Origin of the sequence: Cetobacterium somerae ATCC BAA-474, from assembly GCF_000479045.1 — a bacterium.
Taxonomy (GTDB): Bacteria; Fusobacteriota; Fusobacteriia; order Fusobacteriales; family Fusobacteriaceae; genus Cetobacterium_A; species Cetobacterium_A somerae.
Genome location: NZ_KI518141.1, coordinates 333 through 1,498, shown reverse-complemented (window position 1 = coordinate 1,498; position 1,166 = coordinate 333). Strand labels below are relative to the sequence as shown.

Sequence of the window (1,166 nt, the reverse complement as noted above, 5' to 3'; positions counted from 1 at the left end):
AAATATAAAAAAATAGTGTATAGTAGTAAAATATAAGTTAAAAATATAATACGTTATATAAGAAACAAAAAAATGAGGTGATTAAATGCTAGTCTACTTAAAATTATTTTGGGAAATTTTTAGTTTTTCTTTTACAAGAATGAGTAGAGTTGTATTACAAAACTCTTTAGATAAAGAGTTTCATAAAATTCTTTTAAATTCTAACGAACAAATTATTATGTGTTATGATAATCAATTTAAATCATTTTTAATAACTAATATGAGGATAATAAGTATTCAAAAGCTTAAAGTTACATCTGAATATAATTTAGTTTCAAAGATTTTTTCTATTCCACTTAATCAAGTAGGAACTACTGAAATGTTTGGTTTAAAATTTTTTAATATTAGTGTTCTTAGAATTACAACAGCACCAGGATTTAAATTTTATTGGTTTTTTAAAAAAGATGTGAGTATGGAAGAGATATCTAAAACAATTATTAAAGTAGCTGATAACGTTCAAGGTATTTCTAAAATATAGATATAAGGTGTTTTATATCTATAGTTAATATTTTTATTAAAATATTAGTTTTAGGAGGGAAAAATTGAAATTAGAAACATTAGGAAGACATGTTTTAGTTGAGTTTTATAATTGTAACGAAGAGATACTAAAAAATCCAATTTTAATAAAAGAATGTATGAACGAAGCAGCAAAAATAGCTAATGCAACAATAGTAGAAACAGTATTTCATCATTTTAATCCATATGGAGTATCAGGAGTTGTAATTATATCAGAATCTCATCTTGCTATTCATACGTGGCCTGAATATGGTTATGCTGCAGTTGATATATTTACTTGTGGTAATAAGATAGATCCGTGGATAGCTTTTAAATTTTTAGAAGATATATTTAAGTCTGTCAGAAGCGAATCAATAGAACTTCCAAGAGGAATGGTAGATAAAATTAGAAATTATTCAAAAAAAGAGCTAGGAAAAATAACTTTTAAGCCAGAATTTCAATAGAAAATTAAATTTATAAGCTATTGAAAAATAATTTGAAAAAATTTTAATTTTAAAATTTTTTATAAATAGGAGGTTCAAAAAAATGAGCATTTATTTTGAAGATAGTTTCTATAATAGAGAAATAAGTTGGATAGAATTTAATAAAAGAGTACTCTCTGAAGCAGAGGC

The 1,166-nt window shown here is 23.7% G+C and carries 3 protein-coding genes; all 3 read left to right on the top strand.

Annotated elements, in window-relative coordinates; all coding sequences use genetic code 11:
• The first annotated feature begins 85 nt into the window (after positions 1-85).
• Positions 86-517 carry a hypothetical protein gene (locus tag HMPREF0202_RS06485; protein WP_023052322.1) on the top strand — a complete coding sequence of 144 codons (432 nt, stop codon included), beginning with the start codon at positions 86-88 and terminating at the stop codon, positions 515-517.
• A gap of 64 nt (positions 518-581) precedes the next feature.
• Complete coding sequence (speD, locus tag HMPREF0202_RS06480) at positions 582-998, top strand: adenosylmethionine decarboxylase (protein WP_023052321.1); 417 nt, start codon at positions 582-584, stop codon at positions 996-998.
• Positions 999-1,080: 82 nt separating this feature from the next.
• Positions 1,081-1,166: hypothetical protein (locus HMPREF0202_RS15710; RefSeq protein ID WP_023052320.1), on the top strand; the 86-nt coding region annotated here is incomplete at its 3' end.